Genomic DNA, 24160 nt, shown 5'->3' with positions numbered 1-24160 from the left:
CGGGTGAGGCAGGCGTCATCACCGCACGAGGAGGATGACTGGTGACAGTGCAAACGCAACACGGCGAACCCAAACTGTCGTTGCGCGAACGCAATCGCCTACGGACCCGGCGCGAGTTGCTCGATGCCGCCCTGGAGGTCTTCTCCGAGGACGGTTTCGGCTCGGCGACCGTGGAGAAGATCGCCGAGCGCGCCGGCGCCGCCAAGGGAACGCTCTACACCTACTTCCCCCAGGGACGCGAACAGCTGTTCTGCGAACTCTACGAAGAGATCAACAACGAGCTCATCGACAAGGCGACCGAGATCTATTCCGGTGCCGAGGGTGGAGACTTCTCCAGCCGACTGGTGGCCATGAGCGAGGCCGTCGTCGATGTCGCCGAACGCCCGATGCTGGGCCGGTTCTACGCCATCGACGACCCGTCACTCGACCAGGCTCTCCCCCCGGTGCGCGGGCACGCCTCCAGCGTCATCGCCCAACACATCGCCAAGGACTACGCCGCGACCGTATCCCGACAGCCACGATCCCGATCTGCCGTCGCGCCGGAAAGCATCGCCATGCTGCTCACCGGCGCCCTGACCGCAGCTCTCAGCACCGTCGCCCGGGGCACTCAGTCCCGCGACGACGTATGCCGCGCCATCGCCGCCGTTGCGGCCGGACTGATGTCGTCAACGTAACGCCCTTCCGCCAGGACATAAAATCTGACGCATTCGTTCAATAACTGTTCGTACCGTCTTGACTATGTACGGTTCGATCAGTGATGCTGGCCATGCGGCGCCGAACGTGAGCGCCATCACCCGCTCCCCGACACCGGGTCGACTTCTCGTGGAAAGACAGTCACCATGTCCGCTGACGCAGCCAGTTCCGCAACCACCGCCGTATGCGAGGCACTACCCGCCTTCGGACTTCACGAGGGCGATCTCACGCTGGTGAAGTACCGGGAGAACCACGTCTTCCGCCTTGTGCACCGGCGAGGCGAATTCGCTGTTCGCCTCCATCGTGCGCAGTACAACAGCACAGCGGCGATCAACGCCGAACTTGAACTGCTCAACCAACTCGCCGACCACGGCTTCACGGTGCCCGGAGTAGTCAAGGCCGCCGATGGCGGCCTCCACACCTCGACCAGTCACAACGGCACCACGAGGACGGTCAGCGTCTTGACCTGGATTCCCGACGCCGCGCCCCTCGGCGACATCGAAAGCGCCTTCGACGGCACAGCGACAACCACGCCGGATCACTTCCGCCGCGGCGGCGAACTGGCCGGCCGGCTCCACAACCATCTGAGCGCACACGCCAACGACCTGAGCCGGCTCCGGCCCCGTTGGGACTTCGACGGCCTGGTGGGTCCGCATGCGGTCTGGGGCGACCCGTTCGCGCTACCCGAAATCGCTTCCGCGCGGCCGCTTTTGACTGATGCAGTTGCCAAGATGCAGCACCACCTCGCCCGCGTAGGCACCAGCCCAGAGAACTTCTCGCTCATCCACGCTGACTTCACTCCTGAGAACGTCCTCCTCGCCGGCGAGGACTTGGTGCTGATCGACTTCGACGACTGCGGAGCCGGCTGGCACGCGTTTGAACTCGCGACCATGCTGTTCTGGTTCCAGCCCCACCCCCGCTACCGCGAGTTCAAGAGCGCACTCCTCGATGGGTACGCCCATACCCGCGGACACATCGAGGACGAGTCGCTCACTGCGATGTTGCTGGCGCGAGGGTTGACCTACCTCGGATGGGCTGCGGCCCGGCGCGGTGACCCCACCGCCGAGTTCATCGCCGAGCACCTCGTCGCCCAGGTCACCCAGAACGCTGCCCACTACCTCGCCGTCGCCCGCTAGGGACGCCACCGCCGCCACCGCCCAACCTGCGGGCGCCACGACTACCAACAAAGGTTCGTAATGACAGCACTACACCCCACTCTCGAGACACGACCCCCATCGGAAGCCTCGGATCTTCTGCTGCGCCGCCAAGCGGTTCTGGGACGCCATACCCCGATGTTCTACCGTGATCCTCTTCAGATCGTTGCAGCGCGCGGGGTCCAGGTCACCGGTTCCGACGGGCGAACCTACCTCGACGCGTACAACAACGTTCCGCACGTCGGCCACTGCCACCCCGCGATCATCGAGGCGGTAAGCCAGCAGATGTCTACGGTCAACGTGCACAGTCGCTATCTGACCGATACTCCCATCGAATACGCAGAGCGGTTGCTGTCCCTTTTCCCCGCCCCGCTGGACATGATGTTCTTCACCAACAGCGGCTCCGAGGCCAATGACCTCGCGCTTCGGCTGACACGGTTCCACACCCGCAGCACCGGAGTGTTGGTCAGCGATCACAGCTACCACGGCAACACCCAAGCGCTGGTCTCCATCACCACCGGCCTCCCAACCTCGGAGCCGCTCGGCGCCCACGTACGCACCTTCACCGCCCCCGACGTCCTTGACCCGTCCTTCTCCGTCGAGGACGCTCTGCTCCAGATCGACCACGCCATCGCTGACCTGCAGCGGACCGGCCACGGCGTGGCCGCGGCGCTGTTCGATCCACTGTTCTCCACCGAGGGATTACCACGACTGCCCCTCGGATACCTCGACGGCCTGTGCGCGCGTGTCCGCCAAGCCGGCGGCCTGGTGATCTCCGACGAAGTGCAAAGCGGGCTCGGCCGCACAGCCGGCCACATGTGGGGTTTCGAAGCCACCGGTTTTGTCCCCGATCTCGTCGTGCTCGGCAAACCGATGGGCAACGGATTCCCTCTCGGCGCCGTCATTTCTCCCGCCGATCTCATCGAGTCCTTCTCCGAGGCCAACCTGTACTTCAACACTTTCGCCACCTCCCCCGCCGCTGGCGCCGCCGGGCTGGCAGTGCTCCATGTCATGGAAACCGAAGAACTGATGCTCCGCGCACAACAGGCATCAGCGACGTTCGTCGCCGGCATGCAAGATCTGGTCGACGGTGACGACAGACTCGTCGGTGTCCGCGGAACCGGGATGTTCCTCGGCATGAAGTTCGTCGATCCCCACTCCGGTGAATCCGACGGCTCCACCGCGCGCGCCGTCGTCGAGGCGATGCGTGCCAACGGCGTCCTGATCGGCCGGGTCGGGCGCCTAGACGAAGTCCTCAAGATCCGACCACCGCTGGCCTTCGACACCGACCACGCCGACTTCGCGATCAATGCGTTCGCCAAGTCCCTCGACCAAGTCCGCCGGTGACCACCCCATGATCGACGCAGTCACTTTCAAATTCCAATGTTCTTGTGGAACAAGACGATCCGTTGACTCTCGGCGATCACCCGTAGTACGTCGCCGGCGGGACACACTGCTGGACCGAAGCCCACCCTAGACCGCGCAACAACGCCGAGATCCTGTCCGCCACTTCCTCTCGTATGACTCGAACGGCGCACACTCCTCCGTGCGCTCGCCACAAGCCGGCCGACGACCCCGCACCATCAGCCTTCGCCGCTTCCTCTGTCCGGCCGGACAGAGCCTCGCTCACCGGATCGCCTGCGCGTCTGGACGGTCCGCATACATCGCACCGGGAAATTCTTCCCGTGCCAGTCCTTTTCATGCACCTTCACCCAGAAAGAGCTGTGATGAAACGACCCTCCAATGCCGCGCCGGCGGCGACGTCCGACCTAGCGACCAACACCCTCGGAGTGGGTGGTGTGGTCTTCCTGGTCCTTGCCGCTGTCGCGCCCCTGACCGGCATCGTCGTCATCGCCACGCTGGGCATCGCCCTCGGCAACGGCGGCGGAATGCCCGCAGCATTCATCGTCACCACAGGCATCCTGTTGCTGTTCGCTGTCGGCTACGCCCAGATGTCGAAGAAGTTGGTCAGCGCCGGCGGGTTCTATGCCGTCGTCGTGAAAGGACTGGGACGCCCCATGGGAGTGGGGGCTGGCTTCACCGCGATGCTCGGCTACAACTGCTTCGTCGCAGGGGCTTTGGGCGTCGGCGGGTTCTTCGCATCGACCATCATCGAGACGCTCACCGGCCTGTCACTGCCCTGGTTCGTCTGGAGCGTGATCGTGGTCGTTCTCATCTTCGTCTTCACGCGGCGAGGGATCGGGTTCAGTGCACGCCTGCTCGGTGTGTGCCTGGTCCTTGAGGTATCGATCTTGGTCCTGCTCGATATCCGAATCCTTGCCGCCACCGGATACTCCCTGGACGCATTCGCTCCGCAGACCGTCACCACGGGCTCAGTCGGAATCGCTTTGCTGTTCGCCGCCAACGCTTTCGTCGGCTTCGAGGCAACCGGTCTGTTCGCCGAGGAAGCCAAGGACCCGCGTCGGACCATTCCGCGTGCCACCTACATCGCCATCACCTTCATCGGTGTCTTCGCCGCCGTCACCACCTGGGCGATCGTGAGCGCATTGGGTGTCTCGCAGGCGCAGAGCGCGGCGATCGAGCACCTGCCCACCGGAGATCTCGTCTTCATGCTCTCTGCGCAGTACCTCGGCACCTTCCTGACCAACACCATGATGGTGCTGTTGTTGGTCTCGCTGTTCGCAGCAATTCTGGCCCTGCACAATTCGGCCACCCGCTACATCTACGCCCACGCCCGCGTCGGCATCCTGCCCAGTGTGCTGGCGCGCACCCGAAACTCGAACGGATGCCCGCAGAACGCAAGCCTTGCCCAGCTCGGCTTCGGTCTTGCGGTCGCGGCGATCTATTTTGCGCTGGGCCTGGATCCGATGACGGCTTTGACGCCCTCGATGACCGGTTTCGGCACCCTGGCGATTCTCACGCTGCAGGCTCTTGCTGCGGCGGCAATCACGGTGTACTTCACCCGTACCCGGGACCCGCGGGTGGTGCGCGCCATCCTCGCCCCCGCCGCCGGCTCGCTCGGGCTGGCGACCATTGTCACTTTGGCGATCGTGAACTTCTCGGTGTTGGCGGGTTCAGACGACCCCGTGATCGGACGACTGCCATGGCTCTTGGCGCTCGCTCTGGTCAGTGGCGTGGCGACGGCGTTCTGGTTGAAGGCGCGCCGACCCACTGTGTACGCCAACCTGCTTGACGACATGGAGCGTTACGACCTTAGGCACGGCGACGTGGCCGCGGTCCCGACCACAGTCCCCACCACGACTCCGCTGCAGTAGCGATTCGTCGCCCGGTCGCGGCCCGCTGCGACCGGGCGACGTCGACCGACGCGCCCGGACGAACTCGACTAATCGCGTGAAACCGCTTACCGCCAATCGGATGTCGTGCTCACCGCCGTCATCGGCCGTGGTCGCTGGCCAATCCTTCGAACAACACCCCGGTGACCGAGGCTGCTAGCGTGCCCTCGTCCACTGCGCCACCGGGCTGGTACCACTCGGTGAGGGAGTTGACCATGCCGAAGATCAGTCTGCTGATGACGTCGGGAGCGATATCCCCCCGGATCCCTCCCTCCTGCACCGCGTTCTGCACGAGCACCGCGATCCGGTCGTCGAGGTCACGGCGCCTCTTCAACGCCTGCTGCTCCAGCGGGCTGTTCCCTCGGACCCGCAGCAGCAGCGTCACGGCCGGGAGGTGCTGCACCAGGATGGTCACCGCCGCCTGCACAGTGGAGCGCAACCGGTCGTATGCCCCGCTCCCGCCGACCGCCTGCTCACCGTCTGCCACCGCATCGGACAGCGCATCAAGGGCTTCGTCGAGGGCGGCCGCCAACATCGACTCTTTGCTATCGAAATGATAGAAGACGGCCGATTTGGTGACTCCGAGCTCCCTCGCCAAGTCGCTGATCGAAGCGGCGTCGTACCCTCGGCGGTTGAACAACCCGATGGCGTGTCGCAGCACGTCGTCCCTGGTATGGCCCGGCCGGCCACGGGGGCGCCGTGGATGCGGCGCGGGGGCGCGGTCCGATTCACCAGTCATACCGTTCATCGTTGCAGTGACGCGAGCCGAACGCTCACCCCGCCGCGTGGACCTTGCGGAACTCACGCGGGCTCAGGCCGTATGCGTTACGGAACACCCGCGAGAAGTAGGCCGGGTCTGGGAAACCCCACCGGTGGCCGACATAGGCGATCGGCAGGTGCAGGCACCCCGGATCCACCAGGTCGCGCCGGCACCGTTCCAGCCGTCGAGACCGGATCAGACTCGACACCGAGGTTCCATCAGCCTCAAAAGCCTTCTGTACCAGTCGCACCGAGACGAAGTGCGCCTCGGCGATGGTCTTGCTGCTCAAGTCGGGATCGTGCAGGTGATCGTCGATATAGGTGGTTGCTTGTACCAGGAGTTTGCGCTGCGCGGTGGAGGTGGCCGGATCCAGCGGGGCCTGCAACTGCTGGGCGAAGGCCGCCGTCACCAGATCCACCACGGCGTCACCGAGGTGGTGAGCGATGACCGGCCGGCCGTCGCTGACGCCAGCGCTCAGGCCCCGGATCAAAGGTGCGATCAGCGAACCCAGTCCGGTGTCACCGGCGAGGCGCAACGCGGTCAGATCAGCCATTTTGGCTGCAGGCAGACGTACCAGAGATCGCGGAAACATGGCGATCGTCATGCGGAAGTTGTCGCCGAAGGCGATTCGGTACGGCCGCGAGGTGTCATATATCGCGAAGTCTCCGGCCCGAAGATGGGCTTGGCGACCGCGCTGTTCGACGACGCACTCCCCGCTCACCAGCAGCCCGAACTTGTACAGCTCGGGATCGTCCTGCCGGATCAGCCGCGCCGTACGTTCGACCACCGCACCCGACGCGGTCACCTCCGCGAGGATCACCGCACCCAGATTTGTCGACTCGACGTCGCCGGAGAAGCCACGTCCGTTGTCGGCGCAGTGGGCACGCAGGGGCACGAATGTGCGGCAGATGTGTTCCCGCCAGTCGTCGAAATCCCGAGGTGCGACAACCGTATTCGCTTCCATTCGACCGCCCCTCCAGGTGACCATTGTCACCGTACTCACCGAATGTTCGGTCGGTCAAGTTTGGTGCGGCACAGTCCAAGTTCCGTCGCCGCCGATCGGCGACTGTAGACACCTGCACCACTGACGAAGCGAGAATTCCATGCTCGACATGAGCCCGCGCCCGGGTGATCTGGACCAAATTGAAACGGTATCCGCCGATGAATTGCGGGAACTGCAGCTGGATCGGCTGCGGTGGTCGATCCGGCACGCCTACGACAACGTTGCGCATTACCGCACCTCGTTCGATGCCGCGGGTGTGCACCCCGACGACGTCAAGTCGCTCGCGGACCTCGCCAAGCTGCCTTTCACCTCGAAAAGCGATCTGCGGGAGAACTATCCGTTCGGCATGTTCGCCGTGCCCCGCGAGGAGGTGGTGCGGGTGCACGCCTCGTCGGGGACTACCGGGCGTCCGACTGTGGTCGGTTACACCGCCGAAGATCTGGACACCTGGTCGAAGGTCGTGGCCCGCAGCATCCGCGCCGCCGGCGGCCGGCGCGGGCACATTCTCCACAACGCCTACGGTTACGGCCTGTTCACCGGCGGACTCGGCGCGCACGCCGGCGCCGAAAAGCTTGGCTGCACAGTGGTTCCGGTGTCCGGAGGAATGACTGAGCGTCAGGTTCAGCTGATCCGCGATTTCCAGCCCGACATCATCATGGTCACCCCGTCCTACATGCTCTCGCTCATCGACGAGATGGAACGGCAGGGAATCGACCCCCGCTCAACGTCGTTGAAAGTCGGTATCTTCGGGGCCGAACCGTGGACCAACGACATGCGCGCAGAGATGGAACAGCGCCTCGACATACACGCCGTCGACATCTACGGCCTATCGGAGATCATCGGCCCCGGCGTAGCCAGCGAGTGCGTCGAGACCAAAGACGGTCTCACCGTGTGGGAGGACCACTTCTACCCCGAGATCGTCGATCCCGAGACGCTTCAGCCGGTGCCCGACGGCCAGGAAGGCGAGCTGGTCTTCACCTCGCTGACCAAGCAGGCGATGCCGATCATCCGCTACCGCACCCGGGATTTGACCCGGCTGCTTCCCCCGACCGCCCGGTCGATGCGCCGAATCGAGAAGATCACCGGCCGGACCGACGACATGATCATTCTCCGCGGCGTCAACCTGTTCCCCACCCAGATCGAGGAAATCATCCTGCAGGTGCCTGCTCTGTCCCCGCACTTTCAGTGCGTACTGTCCCGCCGCGACAAACTCGATGAGCTCACCGTGCGGGTGGAACATCGATCAGGGTGCACCTCGGCAGACGCCAACGATGCCTCCGCTGCGTTGAAGCGGTTGGTCAAGAACAAGATTGGTGTCTCCGTCAACATCGAGGTCGTAGTGCCGGACGCGGTGGAGCGGTCCGCAGGCAAGATGCGCCGCATAGTGGACCAGCGTCCGATTCGCTGACCCTCAGCGCGCGCGGATGCCGTCCATCAGCATCGAACTGACTTGCGCGGCAAGTTGATCGGGAGTGGTGTCGCGGTCTGGCCGGTACCACTCCCGCACCGAGTTGGTCATGCCGAAGATCAACCGAGCCGTGGTGCGCGCGTCGAGGTCAGAACGTACGTCGCCTTCGTCGATCGCTTCCTGCACAACCGCGGCCACGAATTTGTCATAGGTGCGCCGCTGTTCCAGCGCCCACCTCTCGGTCTCGGTATTTCCGTGCACGTTGAGCAGCAACGTGACGTAGGGCAACCGATCGGCCATGATCTGAAGGTTGCTGCGGATCAGATACGTCAACCGGTCCACCGCCGAACCGGTGGTCGCAGCGGGCTCCCCAATGCTTGCCATGAGGGGTTCCAGCGCCTTCTGCAGGCCTAGACGCAGCAGTTGTTCCTTGCCTTCGATGTGATGGTAGATCGAGGACTTCGACAGCCCCGATGCCAGAGACAGATGCTGAAAACTGGTGCCGTCGTAGCCGCGTTCGGTAAACACCCGCACCGCGACGTCCAGCAGCAGATCGCGGTTGTAGATCGGACGCAGCTCACCCGACGGCAGGCGCGTGCCCTGGTTGGAGCTGTCGGTCATAGCCACCATGCTCCCACGCTGCGCGCTGCGGGCCCTCAGCGACGAGGAACCGCAGCGCGCCGGAGGGTCACCCGCCGACGATTTCGGCGGTGAACATCACCCGCTCGGCGGGGAGCGCCTCGGCGTCCTTGGCCACCACGGCCATCTCCGGTGACCGCAGCGCCGATTTGAGAGCGACGGCATCGTCAAAATCGAACTCGGCCACCAGGTAGGGCGCTGTCCCGTCACCGAGTATCCGCGGTTTCGAGAACGACGCGGCCCGCAACCCGGGCAGCGGCCGGCACAGCGGCACATGCTGCTCGAAATAGCGTGTGTCGAACGCCTCCGGATCAGCAGGCGTCCGATACTGAATCGTCAAGCGGTACATCAGTTCTGCCCTTCCTGCGGCCAGGTCTTTGCAACCAGTGTCAGTACGTCATAGGTGGCCACCGCAGCGCCCTCTTGGTTGATGACCACCGCGTCCCAGCGCACCTCGCCGTAGTCGGCACTCGAACGAGGAATGATCTGCTTGACAGTCAACGTCACCCGAATGGTGTCCTCGGCCTTCACCGGCGTCAGGAAACGTAGGTTATCGACTCCGAAGTTCGCCAACACCGGACCCGGGTTGGGCTCAACGAAAAGTCCGGCAGCCAACGACACCACGAGGTAGCCGTGAGCGACGATGCCGCCAAACAGCGCATTGGCCGCTGCCGCCTCCGGATCGGTATGGGCATAGAACGTGTCACCGGTGAATTCGGCGAAGTGATCGATATCGTCCAGCGTCACCTGCCGGGAGTCCGATTCGATGCTGTCGCCGATCTTGAGCTCAGCGAGACTCTTGCGGAACGGGTGCACTTCGCCGCCGCGGCGCCGCGATCCCGTGAACCACTGGCCCGTGACGGCCGTCAGCATGTCCGGTGATCCTTGAATCGCGGTGCGCTGCATATGGTGCAGGACTGCGCGGATTCCGCCGAGTTCCTCGCCACCGCCCGCGCGCCCGGGCCCGCCGTGCACCAGCACCGGCAGCGGGCTGCCGTGGCCGGTGGATTCGCCTGCGTCGTCGCGATCGAGAACCAGCAGCCGGCCGTGCCACGGCGCCACCCCGAGCGCCACGTCTCGGGCCACCTGGGGGTCGTGGCTCACGAGGGACACGACCAGGCTGCCCCGACCCCGCGCGGCAAGCTCGACCGCCTCGGCGATGCTGCCGTAGCTCAGCACGGTGGCCACCGGACCGAACGGCTCGATATCGTGCGGTTCAACCGCACCCGGACGGGCCCGCAGCAACACCGGGGACAGAAACGCGCCCTTCTCGGCGTCGGCGCCGACGACATCGACCTGATTCGGGTCACCGAACACGATGTCGGCCGCATTCCCCAGTGCCTCAACTGCTTTTCGCACCTCGTCGCGCTGGGCGAGACTGGCCAGCGCTCCCATTCGTACACTGTCGTCGGAGGGGTTGCCGACAGTAACCTTGGCGAGTTTCGCACTGATCGCGTCGACGACCTCGTCGGCGATGTCCACTGGGACGAGAACCCGGCGGATAGCCGTGCACTTCTGGCCGGCCTTCACCGTCATCTCGGTCACCACGCTCTTGACGAACAGGTCGAATTCAGGATCGGTGGTCATGACGTCGGGACCCAGGATCGCGCTGTTGAGAGAGTCGGCCTCCACCCCCAACCGGACACCGCCGTGCAGCACCGACGAGTGGTTGCGCAGGATCGCCGCGGTGTGGGCTGAACCGGTGAACGCAACGCAGTCCTGTTCGGTCAGCTCGTCGAGCAGCGTGCCGGCACTGCCGCACACCAGTTGGATGCTGCCCTCGGGGAGGATGCCGGACTCGAGGATCCTGCGCACGACGGCCTCGGTCAGGTAGGCGGTCTGACTGGCCGGCTTGACGATGCTGGGCAGACCGGCAAGGAAGGCAGGCGCGAGCTTCTCCAGCATGCCCCAGACCGGAAAGTTGAAGGCGTTGATCTGCACCGCGACCCCGGGCCGGGAGATGTAGATGTGCTGGCCCAGGAAGGTGCCCTGTTTGCCCAGCGGCTCGAACCGGCCGTCGAGCACGATGGTGTCATTGGGCAGCTCGCGCGTGCCTTTGCTCGCATAGGAGAACACCGTGCCGATACCGCCGTCGATGTCGACCATCGAATCGCGCCGGGTGGCACCGGTGCGCGCGGACAGGGCGTAGAACTCGTCTTTGACACCGCCGAGATGTTTGGCCAGGGACTTGAGCAGGCCCGCTCGCTCGTGGAAGGTCAGGGCCTGGATCGCCGGCGCACCGACCGAGCGAGCATGGTTCACCAATGCCGCGTAATCCAGGCCGCGGCTCGAGACCCGGGCGACCTCCTCTCCGGTCACCGCGTCTACGACCGGCTCTCCCTCGTCTTGGGCGCGAAACCACTGTCCCGCGATATAGCTCTCCAGCAGTGCGCTCACGATGAGCTTCCTTCCGATCGATGCGCGCGGGCCATTGCGCGGTCCGCTCTGCGTGTGCCAACATAGTACAGACCGTTCGGTCAGTAAATAGCCCGCGAGAAGTCGTCCAAGCACCGGAGGTGCCCATGTCCTCGGCCGTCGCAGATCCCACACTCGCCGCACGGTTTGAGGCGACCGTCGCCGCCAAGGAACGCATCGAACCCCGCGACTGGATGCCCGATGCCTACCGCAAAACGCTCATCAGACAGGTTGCGCAGCACGCGCATTCAGAGATCATCGGAATGCAACCCGAGGGCAACTGGATCGGTCGTGCTCCCTCACTGCGACGCAAAGCGATCCTGTTGGCCAAGGTGCAGGACGAAGCCGGTCACGGGCTGTACCTGTACTCAGCAGCGGAGACGTTGGGTGCGTCCCGGCAGGAACTGACCGACCTGCTGATCAGCGGCGCACAGAAATATTCGTCGATCTTCAACTACCCCACCCTGACCTACGCCGACGTCGGCACCATCGGCTGGTTGGTGGACGGCGCTGCGATCTGCAACCAGGTTCCGTTGTGCCGTACGTCTTTCGGGCCCTACGGCCGCGCGATGATCCGAATCTGCAAGGAGGAGTCATTTCACCAGCGGCAGGGGTACGAGCTGCTGATGACGATGATGCGCGGTACCGACGCCCAGCGCGCCATGGTGCAGGAGTCGGTCAACCGGTTCTGGTGGCCGGCGCTGATGATGTTCGGCCCACCCGATGACGCCTCTCCCAACACTGAGCAATCCATGGCATGGGGTATCAAGACACACACCAATGACGAATTGCGCCAACGGTTTGTCGATATGTCGATCCCCCAGGCCAAAGCACTCGGCGTCACGTTGCCCGACCCGGACCTGAAGTGGAACGAGCATCGGCAGTCACACGACTTCGGCGAGATCGATTGGGACGAGTTCCGGGCCGTGGTCAAAGGTGACGGTCCCTGCAACGCTCAGCGCATCGCCCACCGCAGAAAGGCCCGTGACGAGGGAGCGTGGGTGCGTGAGGCAGCCACCGCGTTCGCGTCCAAACAGAAGGAACTCACCCGATGACCCACCAGATCAGCGGTGAATGGCCGCTGTATGAGATCTTCGTCCGCGGTAAACGAGGTCTCAACCACGTGCATGTCGGCTCCCTGCATGCCCCTGACGACGAGATGGCGCTGTGCCATGCCCGCGATGTCTATACCCGGCGCAACGAAGGTGTCAGCATCTGGGCGGTTCGCTCCGACCGGATCGTGGCCTCCAGCCCGGATGAGAAGGATCCGTTGTTCGCCCCCAGCGGCGACAAGGTGTACCGGCATCCCACTTTCTACGACATCCCCGACCACGTACCCCACATGTGAGCGCGGAGACACCTATGCCTGACGTACATACCCCCGCAACCGACGAGCACGAGAATGCCTACGCCGGCCTGCTGGTCAACGACGCCCACTGGGCTTTCGGCACCGACTTCGAAGACCCGCTCGCTGGAGTGGACACCACCATCCCCGCCGGCGTGAACCCGACCGTCCTGGCGCAATACTGTCTGATGCTCGGCGATGACGCACTGGTTCTGTCACAACGGCTTTCGCAGTGGTGCAGCAACGCTCCGGACCTCGAAGAGGACATCGCGCTGGCCAACATCGCGCTCGACCTGTTGGGGCAGGCACGGCTGCTGCTCGCCCGGGCCGCCGCTGCCGACGCGTCGGTCGTTCCCACCCTGCCCTCAGGATCACCGGTACCCGATGAGGACCGGCTGGCGTTCTTCCGCGACCAGGACCAGTTCCGCAATATCCACTTAGCCGAAGTTCCCAACGGTGACTTCGCCGAGGCCATCACCCGGATCCTGATGTTCGCCACTTGGCGGCTCGCGCTGTTCGAACGCCTCGCGCACAGCACCGACGCGGTGCTGGCCGCCGTCGCGGCCAAGGGCGTCAAAGAGCTTGCCTATCATCGAGATTTCGCGGGCCGCTGGTTCGTGACGCTGGCGCAGGGCACCGATGAGTCTCGCCGACGGCTCGTTGCCGCCATGACCGGCCTCTGGCCGCTGTGGGGAGAGCTGCGGGACACCCATCCGGTGGAGCGCGAAGCCGCCGCCACGGGAGTCGGGGTCGACCCGGCCACCGTCGCCGACGAGATCGACGTGGTGATCGAGCAGGTACTGGTGGCCGCCGGTCTCGAGCGGCCGACGGCCCGGCCCCTGGCCGGGGTGCAACGCCGCACAGGCCGCCATGGTCTGCACACCGAAGCGCTGAGCAGGCTGCTGGCCGAGATGCAGGTCGTCGCCCGCGCACATCCCGAGGGAACCTGGTGAGCACCATGATCGAGCCTCGCCTGGTCGACCTCGATCGTGCTCGCACGGTGGCGGCGACCGTCGTCGATCCTGAACTGCCGATGCTGACTCTGGCCGACCTGGGTGTACTGCGCGAGGTCGAGCTCGACGGGACCACAGTCGTCGTGTCTATCACCCCCACCTACTCCGGGTGCCCGGCCATGGCCACCATGCGGGACGATCTCGTACATAGATTGCAGGACAACGGTTTCGACGATGTTCGAGTCCGAGTTTCGCTGCACCCCGCATGGACGACCGATTGGATCACCCCGGCGGGTCGGGCGGCAATCACCGAGGCAGGGATCTCAGCACCAGGGCCCGCACCACGACACCGCGGCCCGGTCGCCCTGCAACTGTCACCCACGCGCCGCGCCGTGCGGTGTCCGCAATGCGCGTCCACCGAGGTCGAGGTGACCTCGGAGTTCGGTTCGACGGCGTGCAAAGCGCTCTACCGCTGTCAGACGTGTCTGGAGCCGTTCGACCACGTGAAGGAGATTTGAGGTGACCGGCCTACTGACCCCAGAGGACCGCGCCACACTTTCGGCGTTTCACCCGTTGACGGTGACCCGCATCGTGCGCGTGACCGACGATGCCGTGGCCGTGACGTTCGCGGTACCCGACAGCCTTCGCGAAAACTTCGAATTCCATGCCGGCCAAGCACTCACACTGCGACGCACCGTCGACGGAGTAGAGCACCGCCGCAGCTATTCGATCTGCTCACCAGCGGGCAGCGCGCCCCGCATCGGTGTACGGGAGATCCCGGACGGGCTGTTCTCGTCATGGTTGGTGCGCGATGTCAAGGTCGGCGACCGCATCGAGGTGCAGGGACCCACTGGGAGCTTTCGCGCCGATGCCCAGCAAGGGGGGCGCCACCTCTGCATCGCCGCAGGATCCGGCATCACCCCCATGCTGTCGATCGCGGCGACGGTACTGACCAACCCGTCGGCGCATGTGACGCTGCTCTACGGTAACCGCACCACCACCTCGGTGATGTTCGCCGACGAACTCGCCGACCTCAAAGACGCCCATCATCACCGATTCGATCTGATCCACGTGCTCTCCCGCGAGGCTCGTGACGTCGAGCTGTTCTCCGGCCGCTTGGACGCAGAACGACTGCGCGAGTTGCTCACCGCGTTGGTGCCCGTCCACGAGGTCGATCACGTCTGGCTGTGCGGCCCGTTCGGCCTGCTTGCCGACGCGCGGCTGGTGCTCAGCGAGCTGCGGGTCCCCGCCGAGCGGGTGCACTTCGAGCTGTTCTACGTCGACGCCCCTCCCCCGCAGCTGCGCCACCGCGACCGCGTAATCGGCGGCGACACCAGCGAAGTCACCGTCGTGCTCGACGGGCGGGCCGCCACCACCACCATGGCGCGGGACAGGACCATCCTGGACTCCGCACAGGAGACCCGCGGCGACCTGCCCTTCGCCTGCAAAGGCGGAGTGTGCGGCACGTGCCGCGCCAAGGTCTGTGACGGTGAGGTCGACATGGTGCGTAACTACGCGCTCGAACCCGCAGAGGTGGCCGACAACTTCATCCTGGCCTGCCAGACCTTCCCCATCAGTACAGAAGTGACCGTCGACTTCGACGCCTGAGACCCCACAACCAAAGGACTCCGATGCCTGAGGCATTCATCCTCGACGGTCTTCGTACGCCCATCGGCCGCTACGGCGGCGCCCTCGCCGCGATCCGACCGGACGATCTGGCCGCCACCGCAGTGCGCGCGGTCGTCGACCGCTGCGGGGTTGATCCCTCCGACATCGACGAAGTGATCTTTGGAGCGGCGAACCAAGCTGGCGAGGACAACCGCAACGTCGCGCGGATGGCCGCCCTGCTGGCCGGATTACCGGACTCCGTACCGGGTGTCACAGTCAACCGACTGTGCGCCTCCGGGCTCAGCGCCATTGCGATGGCACGGCAGGCGATCGCCGCCGGCGACGCCGATGTGGTGGTCGCCGGTGGTGTCGAATCCATGACCCGAGCGCCATGGGTCACTGAAAAGCCCAGCCGCGCTTGGTCGAAACCCGGCGGGAGTTTCGACACCTCGATCGGTTGGCGATTCACCAATCCAACCTTCGATGCCGACACCACGCTCACGATGCCGCAGACCGCTGAGCGCGTCGCCGAGCGGTGGAACTTCAGCCGCGAACAGTGTGATGTTTTCGCGCTGCGCTCCCACCAGCGTGCTGTAAATGCCTGGAAGAACGGGCACTTCGACAACGAGGTGATCGCCGTAGGTGACACCGCCGTCGACGAAGGTCCACGGCCGGACACCACATTGGAGAGGTTGGCGGGTCTCAAACCGATCCACGGGCCGGGTGGAAAGATCACCGCCGGTAACTCGAGTGCGCTCAACGACGGTGCCGCAGCGGTGATCCTGGTCAGCGAGAGCTATGCGGCACGGCACGGGTTGACGCCACGCGCCCGGGTTGTCGGGGCAGCCAACGCAGGTGTCGCCCCCGACGTCATGGGCATCGGTCCGGTTCCGGCCACGCACAAGGTGCTCGCCCGAACCGGCTGGACCGTCGATGATCTCGATGCCGTGGAGTTGAATGAAGCATTCGCTGCGCAGGCGTTGGCGTGCATCGGCGACCTCGGCCTCGACAGCGAACTCGTCAACAGCGACGGTGGCGCGATCGCCATGGGTCATCCGCTGGGATGCTCAGGCACTCGCATCACAGTGACGTTGCTGAACCGACTCGAGCGCGCTGGTGGTCGTCGCGGACTGGCCACCATGTGTGTCGGCGTCGGGCAAGGATCTGCGCTGCTACTGGAGCGGCCATGAGCGAAATGCCCCTTCTGGTGGAAGAATTCGATGACCGGGTGGTGTTGCGACTCAACCGTCCTGAAGTGCGCAACGCCATCGACCAAGCCCTGGTGTCTGCGCTCCACGACGCATGTGCACAACTCGAACGGTCTCCACGAGTAGCGCTGCTCATCGGTTCCGGCGGTACCTTCGCCGCCGGCGCCGATATCGGCCAACTGCGTGAACGACGCCGCGACGATGCTCTGGCCGGCATCAACTCCGCCATCTTCGACCGGATCCACCGCCTGCCGATGCCGGTCGTCGCACTGCTCGACGGGTACGCCCTCGGCGGCGGCGCAGAACTGGCCTACGCCTGTGATTTCCGTATCGGCACACCAATGGTCAAGATCGGCAACCCCGAGCCCGGGCTCGGCATTCTGGCCGCCGCCGGCGCCGCGTGGCGGCTCAGCGAGCTTGTCGGCGAACCACTGGCCAAAGAGATTCTCCTTGCCGGCAGGACCCTGACCGCAACCGAGGCGCACGCGGCGCGACTGCTGAACGAGGTGGTACCCGCCGCCGACCTCGAAGCCGCCGGACACCGACTTGCTGACCGGATCACAGGTCAGGCGCCACTGGCGGTACGGCTCACGAAGTCAGTTTTCCACGCACCCCGCGCAGCCCATCCCCTCATCGACAACGTCGCCCAGGCCGTCCTCTTCGAAACCTCGGACAAACACGACCGAATGACCTCGTTCCTCGAACGACGCAAGGAGAGAAAGTGACCGAAATACCCTCTAAGGTCGGCGTTTACGGCGGGGGCCGCATGGGCGCCGGTATCGCGCACGCATTCGCTGTCGTCGGAGCACAGGTCACCGTCATCGAGGGCGACGACCGCACCGCGGAGGCGGCCCGCGAACGCGTCGAAAAGAGCCTGGCCAAAGCCGCCGAAAAGGGTGTCAACGCCACTGGCGATATCATCGTCGACACCGATCCGGCGGCACTGGCCGACACAGAACTGGTCATCGAAGCAGTGCCAGAGCTGGTCGATCTCAAACGCCGAATCCTCACCGTGATCGCCGATGTCGCCCCACACGCGGCGATAGGCTCCAACACCAGTTCCCTGTCCATCGACCGGATCGCCGAACACCTTCCGCATCCCGGCCGGGTCATCGGACTGCACTTCTTCAACCCGGTCCCCGTCAGCGATCTGGTCGAAGTCGTGGTCGGCAGCCGGACGACACCCGAACTCGTCGAGCAAGCCCAGCGCTGGGTGGCCGGATTGGGCAAGACGGCCATCACGGTGACCGATTCCCCTGGCTTCGCCAGTAGCCGGCTTGGTGTGGCCATCGCTCTGGAAGCCATGCGGATGCTCGACGAAGGGGTCGCCTCGGCAGAAGACATCGATACCGCAATGACGCTGGGCTACCGCCACCCCGTCGGACCTCTCAAGACGACCGACATCGTCGGCCTCGACGTACGTCTCGCGATCGCCGAACATCTGACCGACGAACTCGGTCCCCGCTTCACACCCCCGAAGGTGTTGCGCGACAAAGTTTCCGCCGGCCATCTCGGGCGCAAGACCGGACAAGGTTTCTACGCATGGTGACTCCTAATGCCCAGGAGCTCGCTTCGCGCAGCGCCGAGATCATGTGGTCCAAAGACCACGCCAGCAAGGCACTGGGCATGGTCATCGACAAAGTGGCCCCCGGCTCCGCCCAGGTGTCGATGAGGATTCGCGACGATATGGTCAACGGTTGGGACCTCTGCCACGGTGGCCTGATCGCCAGTCTGGCAGACAGCGCGTTCGCCTTGGCCTGCAATAGCCACGGAATCGTTACCGTAGCAGCAGGATTCGACATCACCTTCCTCGAGTCGGGCCGGCTCGGCGACACTCTTGTCGCCGAAGCCCGACAGATCGCGCTGCGAGGCCGCTCCGGCGTGTACGACGTGACCGTGCGAAACACCGACACCGTGATCGCCGAGTTCCGGGGGCGCAGCCGATCACTTCACCGCCCCATCATCCAGGAGCAGAGATGACATACCTGAACAACGACGACGCACCAGTGGTGACCACCCAGCAAGACTCGGTGGCCACCGTCACGATCAATCGGCCCCAACGACGGAACGCCCTCAACGACAACGTCAAGACCGCGCTTCGCGACGAACTCGGCCGCCTCGCCGGTGACTGCACAGTGCGAGCAGTCGTCCTCACAGGCGCAGGCGGGCAGTTCTGCGCAGGCCAAGATCTCGCCGAACATGCGACACTGCTGGCCGACCGACCTGGCCACGCCTTCGACACCGTAGAAGAGCACTACTCACCGATCGTGCTCGCACTGGCACAGATGCCAAAGCCGGTCATCGCAGCCATCGAAGGCGTCTGCGTAGGAGCCGGCCTGGGATTCGCCCTGGCCTGCGACCTACGAGTCGTCGCGCGCAACGCCAACCTGTCCACCGCCTTCAGCTCTATCGGCCTCACCTGCGACTCGGGCCTGGCGCACTCGCTCCCCCGCGCACTGGGCGAGGCGCGAGCCAAAGAGCTGATCCTGCTCGCCGAACCCTTCACCGGTGAGCAGGCGGACCGCATGGGTTTGGTCAGCCGTCTCGTCGAACCAGGCAACGCCGTCGAAGAAGCAAGCGCGCTGGCCAGCCGACTCGCTGCCGGGCCGACTCGGGCCTACGCCGAAACCAAGCGACTTCTCGCAACCTCATACCCGCGCACCCTCGAAGAAACACTCACCGAGGAGGCCGCAGCACAGACGCGTGCCGGCGCATCCAAGGATCACACTGCAGCCGTCGCGGCATTTCTCTCGAAGCAGAGGCCGGTTTTCACCGGCGGTTGAACACGGGCTGCCGCTCCGCCCCACCGCGGCGGCATCTCACCCGGGGTCGAGGTAAAAGAGCAATGAATGCCGACTCGTGCAGTGTCGGATCAGTGCTGGCACCCCGTGGATCGCGAGTTCGAATCTCTTGGCACAACGGGGGTCTCGACAACCGCCCGGAAATTTTGACCGCAGGCCTCTGACCTGCGGTTTTGATGGTGGGCGCGGAGGGTTTCGAACCCCCGACCGCTGGTGTGTAAAACCAGAGCTCTACCACTGAGCTACACGCCCGTGCCGGAGCAGGTTACCGGCGAGGTGGGGCCAACCCAAAATCGTCGGGATTGACACCAGAGCTGCTGCACGGCCGAAATCACGACCCTGGGCGCAATCTCGACCCCGACCCAAGCCCAGGCCCCGGTACGGACCCCACAGCCGCCAGCGCGGCCGTCCACAGACTCTGATCGCGGGCCTCGCCCGGCTCTTTGCATTCGGCGAACCGGATCACTCCGGACCGGTCCACCAGGAAAGTCCCACGGTTGGGGAAACCGGTAGCGGAGTTGAACACCCCGTACGCCGACGCGACGGCGCCGTGGGGCCAGAAATCGGAGAGCACCGGAAAAGAGAATCCGCTCTGCGTGGCCCACACCTTGTGCGTCGGCGGCGGCCCGACCGAGATCGCCAAGGTCACGGTCTCGTCGTTCTGAAATGAGGCCAGGTGCTCCTGGACATGGTCAAGCTCGCCCTGGCAAATCCCGGTGAATGCCAGCGGAAAGAACACCAGCAGAACGCTTTTCGCGCCTTCCGAAGGCAGCGAGTAGCCGCTCAACGACACCGGGCGCCCGTTCTGGTCCTTCAGCGTGAAGTCGGGCGCCGGTGCGCCGACTTCCAGCATCAGCGAGTTTTGCCCTGCGATTTGGGCTGCACCAGCCGACTGGCACTCCAGTCGCCCAAGTTGGCCGACGAGGTCTGCATCAAACCCGCTGTCGGCGCCGACTCGGCGATCTCAGCGGGCATCACGTGCCCCGGTTTGCCCGTCTTCGGTGTCAGTACCCAGATGATGCCATCGTCCGCAAGCGGCGCGATTGCATCCATCAGGGCGTCTACCAGGTCCCCGTCCCCTTCACGCCACCACAACAGGACGACGTCAATGACCTCGTCCGCATCTTCATCGAGCAACTCTGCACCGGAGGCATCTTCCACCTCTGCACGAATGTCGTCGTCCGTGTCCTCGTCCCAGCCGAGTTCCTGAACAACCTGCTCTTTTTGGATGCCCAATTTGCGGGCGTAGTGCGGGGCGTCGTCCGCCGCGACCAACGTGGGACCTCCTTCAACATCTGCGCTGTGTGTAATGGACCTAATCGTCGCACAGAGCGCATCGGCAGGTCACCGGCAACACGACACTGACCGTTCAGTAGGCCGCATCGCAGAGATTCAACGCGTTGGCCCTGGTGTCGTTCAACCGGGTCACGGCGGCGTTGAAATCAGCCGGCGGGAGGTGTCCCAGGACCGCCGTCGCCGTGGCGTGGGCGGCATCGCTCCAGGCGTTGAACGCATCCTGCATGGGCTGCGGCAAGGTGCTGTTGACGCTGGTCGCGACCAGATCCGCGCTGTTGTTCAGTGCCGCACCGGCGGGGCCTTCGGTCGGCGTCGGGTCACCGCTGGAGTTCATCGCGGCCACGAACGAGTTGAGCGCATCGACGGCATCGGCGCTGCTGGTACTCAGCGTCTCGCAGGCGGTATGTACGGCAGCGGTGGTCGACGACAGTTGTCGCTCGGTCTCCTTCGCGCTGGAGCTGGCCGCCGATTGCGCTATCGACGTCGTCACCGAGGCCTTGTAGGCGGGCGCGGCGTTGGTGTCGACGTCGGCGGACCCGCCGACGACCGTCGTGCAGCCCAGCAGCCCCATCAACGCCGCCACCGCGCCGCCGGCGATCAGAGCGCCGATCCGGGACCCGCGCCAGACCTCTCGCGGCCATCTGATCAGCACAGTCGCAGACGTTACCGCCACCAACCGTGACCGCGGGTACCGCTTGCGGCACTTCGGGTCAATCCGGATCCGGTCACCGCCGGAGAACGAAGTGCGGCACGATAGACACCGACAGGGGAATCCCCTGGAACCTCAAGCTAGGAGCGGAAGTTGACCACCGAGTTCGTGCGCCAAGACCTGGCCCAAAACTCCGGCACCGCAGCTGAACCCGACCGGGTTCGGGTGATTCGTGAAGGCGTTGCCTCGTACCTGCCCGATATCGATCCCGACGAGACCGGCGAATGGCTGGAATCGTTCGACGATTTGTTGTCCCGCTCAGGGCCGGCCCGGGCCCGGTACCTGATGCTCCGGTTGTTGGAGCGTGCCGGCGAGCAACGCGTCGCCATCCCGGCGTTGACCTCAACCGACTACGTGAACACCATCCCGACCGAGCTGGAACCGTGGTTCCCGGGCGACGAGGACGTCGAGCGACGATTCCGCGCCTGGATCCGCTGGAACGCCGCGATCATGGTGCACCGCGCCCAGCGCCCTGGCGTCGGCGTGGGCGGCCACATCTCGACCTACGCGTCATCGGCGGCGCTCTACGAAGTCGGCTTCAACCACTTCTTCCGCGGCAAGGCCCACCCCGGCGGCGGCGACCAGGTCTTCATTCAGGGGCACGCCTCCCCCGGTATCTACGCCAGGGCCTTCCTCGAAGGACGACTCAGCGCTGATCAGCTTGACGGCTTCCGTCAGGAGCACAGCCATCCCGGCGGCGGGCTCCCCTCGTATCCGCACCCGCGGCTGATGCCCAACTTCTGGGAATTCCCGACGGTGTCGATGGGCCTAGGCCCGATGAACGCCATCTATCAGGCCCGCTTCAACCACTACCTGCATGACCGGGGCATCAAAGACACCTCCGATCAGCACGTGTGGGCGTTCCTGGGCGACGGTGAGATGGACGAGGCCGAGAGCCGCGGACTGACCCACATGGCCGCGCTGGAGGGCCTGGACAATCTGACGTTCGTCATCAACTGCAACCTGCAGCGCCTCGACGGCCCGGTCCGCGGCAACGGCAAGATCATCCAGGAGCTGGAGTCGTTCTTCCGCGGTGCGGGCTGGAATGTCATCAAGGTGGTGTGGGGCCGCGAGTGGGATGCACTGTTGCACGCCGACAAGGACGGCGCCCTGGTGAACCTGATGAACACCACCCCCGACGGCGACTTCCAGACCTACAAGGCCAACGACGGCGCCTACGTGCGTGATCACTTCTTCGGCCGAGACCCACGCACCAAAGCGCTCGTCGAGCCGATGACCGACGCCGAGATCTGGAACCTCAAGCGCGGCGGCCATGACTACCGCAAGGTCTACGCGGCCTACCGCGCGGCCAACGAGCACAAGGGCCAGCCGACGGTGATCCTGGCCCACACCATCAAGGGCTACACACTGGGCAAGCACTTCGAAGGCCGCAATGCCACGCACCAGATGAAAAAGCTTGCGCTGCAAGACCTCAAGGACTTCCGCGATACGCAGCGGATCCCGGTCAGCGACGCGGAGCTGGAAGATAATCCGTACCTGCCGCCGTACTACCACCCCGGCCCGGAGTCCCCGGAGATCCGGTACCTGCTCGACCGGCGCCGGGCCCTGGGCGGATTCGTCCCGGAACGTCGCACCAAGACGAAGGTCCTGCCGTTGCCTCCGCGCGATGTCTACAAGGCGCTGAAGAAGGGCTCGGGCAATCAGGAGGTCGCCACCACCATGGCGACGGTGCGGACCTTCAAAGAACTGTTGCGCGACAAGGAGATTGGCCCGCGTATTGTGCCGATCATCCCCGACGAGGCCCGCACGTTCGGCATGGACTCGTGGTTCCCGAGCCTGAAGATCTACAACCGCAACGGCCAGCTCTACACCGCCGTCGACGCCGAACTGATGCTCGCCTACAAGGAGAGCGAAATCGGCCAGATCCTGCACGAGGGCATCAACGAAGCGGGCTCGACGGCATCGTTCACCGCCGTGGCCACGTCGTACGCCACGCACAACGAGCCGATGATCCCGATCTACATCTTCTATTCGATGTTCGGGTTCCAGCGCACCGGTGACGGCTTCTGGGCGGCGGCCGATCAGATGGCCCGCGGATTCGTATTGGGCGCCACCGCCGGCCGGACCACGCTGACCGGCGAAGGCCTGCAGCACGCCGACGGGCACTCGCTGCTGCTGGCGTCCACCAACCCTGCGGTGGTCTCCTATGACCCGGCCTTCGCCTACGAGATCGCCTACATCATCGAAAGCGGCCTGGAGCGGATGTACGGGGAGGATCCCGAGAACATCTTCTTCTATATGACGATCTACAACGAGCCCTACGCCCAGCCCAAGGAGCCGGAGAATTTCGACCCGGAGGGACTGCTCAAGGGCATCTACCGATACCGGAAAGCGCCCGAATCCCGTTCCAATATCGCGCAGATCCTGGCCTCGGGCGTGGCGATGCCGGAGGCCCTGCGGGCGGCTGACCTGCTGGCCGCCGAATGGGACGTTGCCGCCGATGTCTGGTCGGTGACCAGCTGGGGTGAGCTCAACCGCGACGGTGTCGAGGTCGAGAAGCAGCTGCTGCGCCATCCCGACAAGCCGGCGGGAACGCCGTATGTGACCAAGGCGCTGGAGAAAGCCTCAGGCCCTGTCGTCGCGGTGTCGGACTGGATGCGCGGCGTGCCGGAACTGATCCGGCCCTGGGTGCCCGGCACCTACGTCACCCTCGGCACCGACGGGTTCGGCTTCTCCGACACCCGCCCGGCCGCACGGCGGTACTTCAACACCGACGCCGAATCGGTGGTGGTGGCAGTACTGGAGGCGTTGGCCCGCGACGGTGAGATCGATCCATCGGTCGCCGTGGCGGCAGCCAAGCAGTACAAGATCGACGATGTGCTGGCCGCCAGCGTGTCGTTCCGGGACACCGGGAGCGCATAGCAAATCGGGTCCAGCAGCGCCGACGGGTCAG

24 protein-coding genes and 1 tRNA gene are annotated in these 24160 nt (G+C 65.0%); 16 read left to right on the top strand and 9 right to left on the bottom strand.

Going from position 1 to position 24160, the window contains the following annotated elements:
• Positions 1-41: 41 nt before the first annotated feature.
• From H7J73_RS02925 to H7J73_RS02910, 4 genes are all read left to right on the top strand, one after another.
• Complete coding sequence (locus tag H7J73_RS02925; RefSeq protein ID WP_264065733.1) at positions 42-674, top strand: TetR/AcrR family transcriptional regulator; 633 nt, start codon at positions 42-44, stop codon at positions 672-674.
• A 165-nt stretch (positions 675-839) separates the two neighbouring features.
• Positions 840-1829, top strand: coding sequence for a phosphotransferase enzyme family protein (locus H7J73_RS02920; RefSeq protein ID WP_264065732.1), 990 nt, complete (start codon positions 840-842; stop codon positions 1827-1829).
• Positions 1830-1889: 60 nt separating this feature from the next.
• On the top strand, positions 1890-3194 hold the full coding sequence (locus H7J73_RS02915) for an aspartate aminotransferase family protein (protein WP_264065731.1): 1305 nt from the start codon (positions 1890-1892) through the stop codon (positions 3192-3194).
• 380 nt (positions 3195-3574) lie between these two features.
• Complete coding sequence (locus tag H7J73_RS02910; protein ID WP_264065730.1) at positions 3575-5083, top strand: APC family permease; 1509 nt, start codon at positions 3575-3577, stop codon at positions 5081-5083.
• 118 nt (positions 5084-5201) lie between these two features.
• Here the strand turns inward: H7J73_RS02910 and H7J73_RS02905 are convergent, their stop codons facing one another.
• On the bottom strand, positions 5202-5840 hold the full coding sequence (locus H7J73_RS02905; protein WP_264065729.1) for a TetR/AcrR family transcriptional regulator: 639 nt from the start codon (positions 5838-5840) through the stop codon (positions 5202-5204).
• 34 nt (positions 5841-5874) lie between these two features.
• Positions 5875-6825: an AraC-like ligand-binding domain-containing protein gene (locus H7J73_RS02900; RefSeq protein WP_264065728.1), complete on the bottom strand. Its 951-nt coding sequence runs from the start codon at positions 6823-6825 to the stop codon at positions 5875-5877.
• Between the two features lie 139 nt (positions 6826-6964).
• On the opposite strand from H7J73_RS02900, the gene paaK reads away from it, so the two are divergent.
• Entirely contained in the window at positions 6965-8272 is a 1308-nt protein-coding gene (paaK, locus tag H7J73_RS02895) for a phenylacetate--CoA ligase PaaK (RefSeq protein ID WP_264065727.1), read from the top strand.
• Between the two features lie 3 nt (positions 8273-8275).
• Here the strand turns inward: paaK and H7J73_RS02890 are convergent, their stop codons facing one another.
• From H7J73_RS02890 to paaZ, 3 genes are all read right to left on the bottom strand, one after another.
• The gene (locus H7J73_RS02890; protein WP_264065726.1) at positions 8276-8893 is read right to left on the bottom strand and encodes a TetR/AcrR family transcriptional regulator; all 618 of its coding nucleotides are present in this window, start codon (positions 8891-8893) and stop codon (positions 8276-8278) included.
• Positions 8894-8960: 67 nt separating this feature from the next.
• Positions 8961-9260 carry an EthD family reductase gene (locus tag H7J73_RS02885; protein ID WP_264065725.1) on the bottom strand — a complete coding sequence of 100 codons (300 nt, stop codon included), beginning with the start codon at positions 9258-9260 and terminating at the stop codon, positions 8961-8963.
• A complete protein-coding gene (paaZ, locus tag H7J73_RS02880) occupies positions 9260-11308 on the bottom strand; it encodes a phenylacetic acid degradation bifunctional protein PaaZ (protein ID WP_264065724.1) in 2049 nt (682 codons plus the stop codon). Before paaZ ends, H7J73_RS02885 begins: the two co-directional genes overlap by 1 nt.
• A gap of 125 nt (positions 11309-11433) precedes the next feature.
• Here paaZ and paaA point away from each other — a divergent pair, with 125 nt between their 5' ends.
• Genes paaA through H7J73_RS02830 form a run of 10 tightly spaced genes read left to right on the top strand, consistent with a single transcriptional unit; the run spans position 11434 to position 19223 of the window.
• Positions 11434-12381, top strand: a complete 948-nt coding sequence (gene paaA, locus H7J73_RS02875; RefSeq protein WP_264065723.1) for a 1,2-phenylacetyl-CoA epoxidase subunit PaaA — start codon at positions 11434-11436, stop codon at positions 12379-12381.
• Complete coding sequence (gene paaB, locus H7J73_RS02870) at positions 12378-12674, top strand: 1,2-phenylacetyl-CoA epoxidase subunit PaaB (protein ID WP_264065722.1); 297 nt, start codon at positions 12378-12380, stop codon at positions 12672-12674. The genes paaA and paaB overlap by 4 nt, the downstream gene beginning before the upstream one ends.
• A gap of 14 nt (positions 12675-12688) precedes the next feature.
• A complete protein-coding gene (paaC, locus tag H7J73_RS02865) occupies positions 12689-13624 on the top strand; it encodes a 1,2-phenylacetyl-CoA epoxidase subunit PaaC (protein WP_264065721.1) in 936 nt (311 codons plus the stop codon).
• Positions 13625-13629: 5 nt separating this feature from the next.
• Positions 13630-14142, top strand: a complete 513-nt coding sequence (gene paaD, locus H7J73_RS02860; protein WP_264065996.1) for a 1,2-phenylacetyl-CoA epoxidase subunit PaaD — start codon at positions 13630-13632, stop codon at positions 14140-14142.
• A gap of 1 nt (position 14143) precedes the next feature.
• On the top strand, positions 14144-15232 hold the full coding sequence (paaE, locus tag H7J73_RS02855; RefSeq protein WP_264065720.1) for a 1,2-phenylacetyl-CoA epoxidase subunit PaaE: 1089 nt from the start codon (positions 14144-14146) through the stop codon (positions 15230-15232).
• A gap of 23 nt (positions 15233-15255) precedes the next feature.
• The gene (locus H7J73_RS02850) at positions 15256-16422 is read left to right on the top strand and encodes a thiolase family protein (protein WP_264065718.1); all 1167 of its coding nucleotides are present in this window, start codon (positions 15256-15258) and stop codon (positions 16420-16422) included.
• Positions 16419-17165, top strand: coding sequence for an enoyl-CoA hydratase/isomerase family protein (locus H7J73_RS02845; RefSeq protein ID WP_264065717.1), 747 nt, complete (start codon positions 16419-16421; stop codon positions 17163-17165). Before H7J73_RS02850 ends, H7J73_RS02845 begins: the two co-directional genes overlap by 4 nt.
• The gene (locus H7J73_RS02840; protein WP_264065716.1) at positions 17162-17989 is read left to right on the top strand and encodes a 3-hydroxyacyl-CoA dehydrogenase family protein; all 828 of its coding nucleotides are present in this window, start codon (positions 17162-17164) and stop codon (positions 17987-17989) included. The genes H7J73_RS02845 and H7J73_RS02840 overlap by 4 nt, the downstream gene beginning before the upstream one ends.
• Positions 17983-18420 carry a hydroxyphenylacetyl-CoA thioesterase PaaI gene (gene paaI / locus H7J73_RS02835; RefSeq protein ID WP_264065715.1) on the top strand — a complete coding sequence of 146 codons (438 nt, stop codon included), beginning with the start codon at positions 17983-17985 and terminating at the stop codon, positions 18418-18420. The genes H7J73_RS02840 and paaI overlap by 7 nt, the downstream gene beginning before the upstream one ends.
• On the top strand, positions 18417-19223 hold the full coding sequence (locus tag H7J73_RS02830; RefSeq protein ID WP_264065714.1) for an enoyl-CoA hydratase/isomerase family protein: 807 nt from the start codon (positions 18417-18419) through the stop codon (positions 19221-19223). The genes paaI and H7J73_RS02830 overlap by 4 nt, the downstream gene beginning before the upstream one ends.
• A gap of 195 nt (positions 19224-19418) precedes the next feature.
• Here the strand turns inward: H7J73_RS02830 and H7J73_RS02825 are convergent.
• The 4 genes from H7J73_RS02825 to H7J73_RS02810 form a co-directional block, all read right to left on the bottom strand.
• Positions 19419-19493: transfer RNA gene (locus tag H7J73_RS02825), tRNA-Val, on the bottom strand.
• 79 nt (positions 19494-19572) lie between these two features.
• Positions 19573-20094 carry a peroxiredoxin gene (locus H7J73_RS02820; RefSeq protein WP_264065713.1) on the bottom strand — a complete coding sequence of 174 codons (522 nt, stop codon included), beginning with the start codon at positions 20092-20094 and terminating at the stop codon, positions 19573-19575.
• Positions 20094-20516, bottom strand: coding sequence for a DUF3052 domain-containing protein (locus H7J73_RS02815; RefSeq protein WP_264065712.1), 423 nt, complete (start codon positions 20514-20516; stop codon positions 20094-20096). The genes H7J73_RS02820 and H7J73_RS02815 overlap by 1 nt, the downstream gene beginning before the upstream one ends.
• A gap of 94 nt (positions 20517-20610) precedes the next feature.
• Positions 20611-21189: an Rv2240c family protein gene (locus H7J73_RS02810; RefSeq protein ID WP_264065711.1), complete on the bottom strand. Its 579-nt coding sequence runs from the start codon at positions 21187-21189 to the stop codon at positions 20611-20613.
• 150 nt (positions 21190-21339) lie between these two features.
• On the opposite strand from H7J73_RS02810, the gene aceE reads away from it, so the two are divergent.
• Positions 21340-24129 carry a pyruvate dehydrogenase (acetyl-transferring), homodimeric type gene (gene aceE, locus H7J73_RS02805; protein WP_264065710.1) on the top strand — a complete coding sequence of 930 codons (2790 nt, stop codon included), beginning with the start codon at positions 21340-21342 and terminating at the stop codon, positions 24127-24129.
• Positions 24130-24160: the final 31 nt, after the last annotated feature.

It is taken from the genome of Mycolicibacterium komossense, assembly GCF_025822605.1.
In the GTDB taxonomy this organism is placed as follows: domain Bacteria; phylum Actinomycetota; class Actinomycetes; order Mycobacteriales; family Mycobacteriaceae; genus Mycobacterium; species Mycobacterium komossense.
This window is presented reverse-complemented; position numbering and strand designations above follow the sequence as displayed.